General features: G+C 59.9%; 8 protein-coding genes. 4 read left to right on the plus strand and 4 right to left on the minus strand.

The genetic code is table 11. The annotated features are described in order from the left end of the window. Positions 1-144, plus strand: a 144-nt coding sequence (locus NW863_RS07710) for a DUF1830 domain-containing protein (RefSeq protein WP_414365662.1), incomplete at its 5' end; no start/stop codon positions are given. Between the two features lie 23 nt (positions 145-167). Here the strand turns inward: NW863_RS07710 and NW863_RS07715 are convergent. From NW863_RS07715 to NW863_RS07725, 3 genes are read right to left on the minus strand one after another with little or no spacing between them, the layout of a single operon-like run. Continuing rightward, positions 168-542: a hypothetical protein gene (locus tag NW863_RS07715; protein ID WP_414365645.1), complete on the minus strand. Its 375-nt coding sequence runs from the start codon at positions 540-542 to the stop codon at positions 168-170. 33 nt (positions 543-575) lie between these two features. Next, a complete protein-coding gene (locus NW863_RS07720) occupies positions 576-1,301 on the minus strand; it encodes a hypothetical protein (protein ID WP_414365646.1) in 726 nt (241 codons plus the stop codon). A 49-nt stretch (positions 1,302-1,350) separates the two neighbouring features. Continuing rightward, positions 1,351-1,893 (minus strand): DUF3110 domain-containing protein, encoded by a 543-nt coding sequence (locus tag NW863_RS07725; RefSeq protein ID WP_414365647.1) that lies wholly within the window; start codon positions 1,891-1,893, stop codon positions 1,351-1,353. A gap of 524 nt (positions 1,894-2,417) precedes the next feature. Here NW863_RS07725 and speD point away from each other — a divergent pair. The 3 genes from speD to NW863_RS07740 all read left to right on the plus strand — a co-directional run bounded on the left by speD (position 2,418) and on the right by NW863_RS07740 (position 5,067). After that, entirely contained in the window at positions 2,418-2,876 is a 459-nt protein-coding gene (gene speD, locus NW863_RS07730; protein ID WP_414365648.1) for an adenosylmethionine decarboxylase, read from the plus strand. 28 nt (positions 2,877-2,904) lie between these two features. Continuing rightward, the gene (locus NW863_RS07735) at positions 2,905-3,843 is read left to right on the plus strand and encodes a spermidine synthase (RefSeq protein WP_414365649.1); all 939 of its coding nucleotides are present in this window, start codon (positions 2,905-2,907) and stop codon (positions 3,841-3,843) included. A gap of 72 nt (positions 3,844-3,915) precedes the next feature. Beyond that, complete coding sequence (locus tag NW863_RS07740; RefSeq protein WP_414365650.1) at positions 3,916-5,067, plus strand: NAD-dependent epimerase/dehydratase family protein; 1,152 nt, start codon at positions 3,916-3,918, stop codon at positions 5,065-5,067. Here NW863_RS07740 and NW863_RS07745 read toward each other — a convergent pair. Continuing rightward, entirely contained in the window at positions 5,064-5,975 is a 912-nt protein-coding gene (locus NW863_RS07745) for a histone deacetylase (RefSeq protein WP_414365651.1), read from the minus strand. The two genes, NW863_RS07740 and NW863_RS07745, sit on opposite strands and share 4 nt — an antisense overlap. Positions 5,976-6,113 lie beyond the last annotated feature (138 nt).

Genomic DNA, 6,113 nt, shown 5'->3' on the forward strand with positions numbered 1-6,113 from the left:
GGGCAGCGGCTGCTGTTCGAGGCGGTGCCAGGAGCCAAGCTGGAGATCCATACGGGCATGATGGCCAGCTCCATCTTGACAGATATCATCCTCTGCGAAAAGCTGCGCGTACGAGAAACGGAGCCGCTGACGGTGGTCGCTTAGGTTTCCAGGCCGCAGAGCAGAACCTAGGTCTTGTGGCTTTGCTGCTTCTCCTCTTCCCCTGTCGGAGTAGGGGAAGGCTGGGGTGAGGGGCGAGGCTTGGGCGGCAACGGGATATCGAGGAAGCGGGCGCTCAACCGCACCGGGCTGGTCTCGCGCCGCTGCGGCAGCCACGGGATCCCCAGCCAACGGGCCGTGAGCTCCAGCAAGCCGGGGGGCAACGTCGGCGTAGGGGTGGGCGTTGGCGGCGGCGTGGGATAGAGATCCAAGCGCGGGGGGCGCGGGGTGCTGACCCGGAAAGCATCAGGAGGCGGCTGGGTCAGCGGCACGTTGGGATCCCCGCACCCCAGCAGGCCCAAACCCAGCAGGATGTACAGCGCTGCGGTGCCTCTGCTTCTCATGAACAAGCTGCCGAACATCGACCCACCAGACTATCACTGGGATCCCAGGACTCTGAGGCGGCTTTGCAAATCTGCCTCCAGGGCAGATAGCTCGCGGGCCATGGTTACGTAGCGGTTGGCAGTCAAGTTTTTGGCGACAAATTGTTCCAACAGTTGCTGATCCCGGGCAACCATTTGGTTGAGATACTGAGCTACGGAGGCTTGTGGATTCTCGATTAAAGCTCTGCACACCTGCAGCGCCATTACCAGTTGGGCCCGCACCTGCAAAAAGAGCGACTGGATATACCTCTGCTCGGCCTCACTCAGTTGGCGAAAATCTCGCCAATACTGGCCCCCCTCCAGCGACTGTTGTAGCTCTTGCACCCAGCGGTTGTACTCTTTTACCTTGCGAGCTAAGTCGCTGGCAAACTCCATGATCTTGGGTGAGCTACTGAGGAGATGGGCCTCTTGCCAGCGCTGGCGGATGCGGCGCAGGCTCTGCTGTAGCTCCAGGCTGGCCCACAATAGCCCCAGCAAAACCACCCCCAGCAACAGGACGGCTGCTGCATACAGCAGCCAATAGCCGGGATCCCGCATCCCCAAGAAGATCACCAGAGCAATCACCAACAGGCAGAGGGCCAGCATGCCCCAGAAGCGCAGTTGCTGTTGTTGCAGGCGCAGGTACTCTCCCCTCAGGCCAAAAGCCTCACAGGAAGCCTCCAGATCCGCGTCCATGATCTGGCGAAACTCTTCTGCAGAGATCGGCTCAGCAGTGATCATCGAAGACCCTCTCAACGCAACCTGGGTGAGCGGACTGAAGTGCAGCTCCTCAGGATTTGCCCTGCCAATTCCGCGCGGCTTCCGTACTCTCCTCCAGCGGCTCCAGCACCTCGCTGGCTGGAACTACCATCAGCCCGTAGCCCCCTTCGCGACAAAAATCAACGATCTCCTGGGTATCAAAGCGCTCGGCCACCGGCTTGGGCAGCCCCTGCTGGGCCAGCCTTTGGGCATATTTTTTCGCCCCGAAGGCGCTCTCAAACGCAATAACAATGTCCTGCCCCCCGATCTGGCGTGTGCAGATCCCCTCTTGGCCATTGGCTTGGTAAAGCAGCACGATGACCTGGGGGGGTAAGTCTTCTGGGCTAGCCCAAGCCAACTCCTTCTCAGCCTGGGATCCGCCGCTGAGCAACACATCCCGTGCCTCGTTGAGCCGCGCCAGTTGCGCCTCCAGCAAGGGTCTTTGCCGTTCGTCCTCCAGCTCCAAGAGGGCGGTACTGAGGGTTTGATATTCTCGCAACCATTTCCTCCGGATCTCCCGTTCGCTGGCATCCGACGGCAGGTTGAGAACTTGGAGGGCCTCGGTGGTGTCCATCGACAGCCTCTGCTCTGATTGAGAGGAACGTAACTGTCCACAGTCTAGACTAACCGCTCTGGGAACCTTGAGAGGGGGACTCTTCCAGGGATCCCCGGCACTGTCAGCCGGTCGTTGGGCAGGAAGCGGAACTGCTGAACAATTCCCCTTGCGCCACGTTCGAGATGCCGCCAGCGGGGTGGGCAGCTATCGCGATCCCTTTTTGTGCCTGGATCTCAGGCGAGCGCCTTGGCTAGCCGAGGCCCTTGGCCAACTGGATAGGCAAATCGGTCAGAGCGGCAAAGAATGGTGTGGCACAGCAAGTAGAGGTTGCCTGCCAGCAGCTACTGCAAGTTGTGAAAGAATCGCTGCTCTACCGCTGCGCGGGAGCAAGCTAGCAGGGCTGCAGAGAACGTCAAGGTTAATTCTCAGTTAAGAAAAAAGCCGTTGCGGGGTGTAATCTAGCTGCATCTATGAGAAGATGGTAAAGCTGTGCTTTTTGTTCGCACGGCTTCGGTAGTCTATCTGGCCAATTAGGGGATAGTATGCTGCACACACTATCTGGCCAATTAGGGGATAGGTCTCTGGCTCTGATTGGGATCCACTGCATCCTAGAGCTTTACGACTGCCCGGCCAAACTTCTGGATGATGTCTCCCTTGTGCAACAGGCCTTGCGGGAGGCAGCAAGACGCTCCAACTCCACCCTCTTGGGTGAGCTTTGCCATCCATTTGAGCCACAGGGGATCACGGCGCTGGCCCTTTTGGGAGAATCTCATATCTCCATTCACACCTGGCCCGAAGCGGGCTATGCAGCGGTGGATGTGTTCACCTGTGGTCGCCACACGCGGCCCGAAGCAGCCTGTGAATACTTGATCCAGGTGTTTCAAGCGCGGCGGCATTCGCTGCGCAAGCTGCCTCGCCGAACCACGGATGCGGTACCTGTTGAAGAGATGGCGGATTTTCCCGAAGCGCTGAGCTGTGAAACGGCCAGACGAAGGCGCTGAGATCCCGCCGCTTTTTGTAAGGGGTTCTATGAACATCCCAAAGAGCTTCTTCTGGGCACAGGAGTACTTCACCCCCTGGGACTACACTGCCCGTGCCATCACGCGCATTCTGGCCTACCGAAAAACCCCTTTTCAGGAGATGCTTATCGCCGAGACGGGAGCCTACGGCAAGGGCCTGATGCTGGATGGCCACTGGCAGTCCACCACCGTGGACGAATTCCTGTACCACGAGGCTCTGGTTCACCCGGCCCTGGTGCAGGTCGTCCAGGCGGGTGGGATCCCGCGGCGAGTGTTGATATTGGGCGGTGCGGAGGGGGCGACGCTGCGGGAGGTGCTGCGTTGGCGCTCGGTGGAGCAGGTGGTGATGGTGGACATCGACGGGGAGGTGGTGGAGGCCTGTCGAGAGCATCTGCCGGAAATGCACCAAGGATCCTTTGAGGATCCGCGGGCAGAGGTGGTGATCGCTGACGCCTTGGATTTTCTTCACCAGACGGAGCCGGTCTGGGACGCGATCCTTTCCGATCTGTCGGATCCCATTGAGTCCGGCCCGGCCTACCGCCTCTTTACCCAGGAGTTTTTTTGCCAGATCCACTCGAAGTTGCGGCCCGCTGGGGCTTTTGTCATCCAAGCTGGGCCGACGGGGCCGGTAGAGTTGTGGCAGCACACTCGCATCGTTCACACCCTGAAAACGGTGTTTGCTGCTGTGCAGCCCTACGCTATCTACGCCCCCACCTACGGCGGGCCGCTGGGGTTTGCCCTGGCAGCCCAGGATCCCATCTCTTCCAGGCCGGAGCCCGAACAGGTGGATCAGATCCTGGCCCAACACCTGGATCCCGCCCGCGGAGCGCTGCGCTTCATCGATGGCATCACCCTCCTGGGACTCTACCAGGTTCCCGCCCACCTGCGCCGCGCCATTGCTGCTGAGACCACCGTCTACACCCTAGACAACCCTCCTCAGGTTGATTAATGGGATCCTGAGATATTTGTCTTCGGTGCCATAACTTGGTAGATTCGTGAGCAGCCGAATTTCGCTTCCCTGATGAAAGTCCTGGTTATTGGTGGTGACGGATACTGTGGCTGGGCAACGGCCCTACACCTGTCCAACAGGGGCTATGAGGTGGCCATTCTTGATTCCTACGTGCGCCGCCTCTGGGATCTGCAGCTAGGGGTTTCTACCCTGACGCCCATTGCCCAGCTCGAACAGCGGGTGGATCGCTGGAAGGGGCTGACCGGCAAGGATATTCCCATTTTCGTTTGCGACGTCACCAACTACGAGGCCCTCATTTCTTGCATGCGTCGCTTTGAGCCGGAGGCCATTGTCCACTTTGGCGAGCAGCGCTCTGCTCCCTACTCGATGATTAGCCGCGAACATGCGGTGATGACCCAGGTCAACAATGTAGTGGGCACCCTGAACATCCTCTACGCCATCAAGGAGGAGTTTCCCGACTGCCACCTGGTGAAGCTGGGCACCATGGGTGAGTATGGCACCCCCAACATCGACATCGAGGAGGGGTACATCACCATCGAGCACAACGGCCGCAAGGACACCCTGCCCTATCCGAAGCAGCCGGGTTCCATGTATCACCTCTCCAAGGTGCACGACAGCCACAACATCCACTTCGCCTGCCGCGTCTGGGGCCTGCGCGCCACGGATCTCAACCAAGGAGTGGTGTACGGCGTGCTGACAGAAGAAACTGGCATGGATGAGGTGCTGATCAACCGCCTCGACTACGATGGCGTGTTCGGTACGGCTCTAAACCGCTTTTGCATTCAGGCGGCGGTGGGGCACCCACTGACGGTGTACGGCAAGGGGGGCCAAACCCGTGGCTTCCTGGATATCCGTGACACAGTGCGCTGTGTGGAGTTGGCCATCGCCCATCCCGCTGAGCCGGGCCAGTTTCGGGTGATGAACCAGTTTACGGAGCAATTTAGCGTGGAGCAACTGGCGCTGATGGTGCAAAAAGCCGGAGCCACCATGGGGCTGAAGGTGGAGATCAACTACCTAGAAAACCCCCGTGTCGAGCTGGAGGAGCACTACTACAACGCCAAAAATACCAAGCTCCTAGACCTGGGCCTACAGCCCCACTATCTGTCTGACTCCCTTTTGGACTCGCTGCTCAACTTTGCTCTCAAGTACAAAGACCGGGTGGATGTGCGGCAGATCCTGCCCAAGGTGAAGTGGAAAGGCTAACCCTTCAGGCAAGCTTGAGCTAGGCTTAGCCAGCCGCGGGCCAGGTTCTCCAGGTCATAGCCCCCTTCTAGGCCGAAGACGGTCTTGCAGGTCACCTCCTCCAGGCAAAGGCGGGCCATACGGCCAAAATCTTCCGGCTCCAGCAGCATGCTGGCCAAGGGATCCCCTTTGGCACAGTCAAAGCCCGCACTCACCAGCAGCAAATCCGGTTGGAAGGCTCGCAAGAAGGGCAAAACCTTCTCATCGAGAGCCTTTTTATAGGCCGACCAATCCGACCCAGCAGGCAGCGGCACATTGCAGAGGTTGCCGTGGATCCCGGTTTCCTGGGCCAAGCCCGTGCCGGGGTAGAGGGGGAACTGGTGGATGGAGGCATAGAGCAGTTGAGGGTGGCGCTCCACCACCGCCTGCGTGCCGTTGCCGTGATGCACATCCCAATCAAAAATTGCCACCCGCCTCACCCCCGGCTGATCCAGGGCCCAGAGGGCGGCAATGGCGGCGTTACTGAAGAGACAAAACCCCATTGCCCGTTCCGGCTCCGCGTGATGCCCCGGCGGGCGACACAGCACCAAAGCCGGCTGAGCTGCGGCCAAAACCGAGGCCGAAGCAGCAATCCAGGCTCCCACCGCCAAGCGCGCCGCCTCGAAGCTTGCTGCGGAAACGGAAGTATCTGCGTCGATGCGTCCCCCGCCCCTCGCGGCCAACTCGGCCACCTGTTGAATGTGCCAGCGCGGGTGAACCCGCTCCAGTTCCGCAAGATCGGCCAAGGGGGGATCCCGCCACTCCAGGCAGTCGGCAAAAGAAGCGCTGCGCAGCGCCTTGACAATGGCCTGCAGTCGAGCCGGGCGCTCGGGATGAAAGGGGCCCGTATCGTGGCGAAGAAAGGTCTCTGAATAGTAGACGGGCAACATACCAGGGCGAGGCAATGTTCTCGCAGTTTAGCCTAAGCCCGTGCTTCTCTACCCGTAAAAAGCTTCCGACATGGATCCCGCATAGGGGTCAACGCCAAAAGAAGCTTGTTGCAGCTTCTGCTTGACCACATCCCGCAC

This window comes from Synechococcus sp. B60.1 (assembly GCF_047462555.1).
In the GTDB taxonomy this organism is placed as follows: domain Bacteria; phylum Cyanobacteriota; class Cyanobacteriia; order Thermostichales; family Thermostichaceae; genus Thermostichus.

What these genes read in the sequence shown, in the direction of transcription:
- NW863_RS07720 (WP_414365646.1), bottom strand. Translation starts at nt 1,301, where the DNA reads ATGATCACTGCTGAGCCGATCTCTGCAGAAGAGTTTCGCCAGATCATG.
- NW863_RS07745 (WP_414365651.1), bottom strand. Translation starts at nt 5,975, where the DNA reads ATGTTGCCCGTCTACTATTCAGAGACCTTTCTTCGCCACGATACGGGC.
- NW863_RS07740 (WP_414365650.1), top strand. Translation starts at nt 3,916, where the DNA reads ATGAAAGTCCTGGTTATTGGTGGTGACGGATACTGTGGCTGGGCAACG.
- NW863_RS07735 (WP_414365649.1), top strand. Translation starts at nt 2,905, where the DNA reads ATGAACATCCCAAAGAGCTTCTTCTGGGCACAGGAGTACTTCACCCCC.
- speD (WP_414365648.1), top strand. Translation starts at nt 2,418, where the DNA reads ATGCTGCACACACTATCTGGCCAATTAGGGGATAGGTCTCTGGCTCTG.
- NW863_RS07725 (WP_414365647.1), bottom strand. Translation starts at nt 1,893, where the DNA reads ATGGACACCACCGAGGCCCTCCAAGTTCTCAACCTGCCGTCGGATGCC.
- NW863_RS07715 (WP_414365645.1), bottom strand. Translation starts at nt 542, where the DNA reads ATGAGAAGCAGAGGCACCGCAGCGCTGTACATCCTGCTGGGTTTGGGC.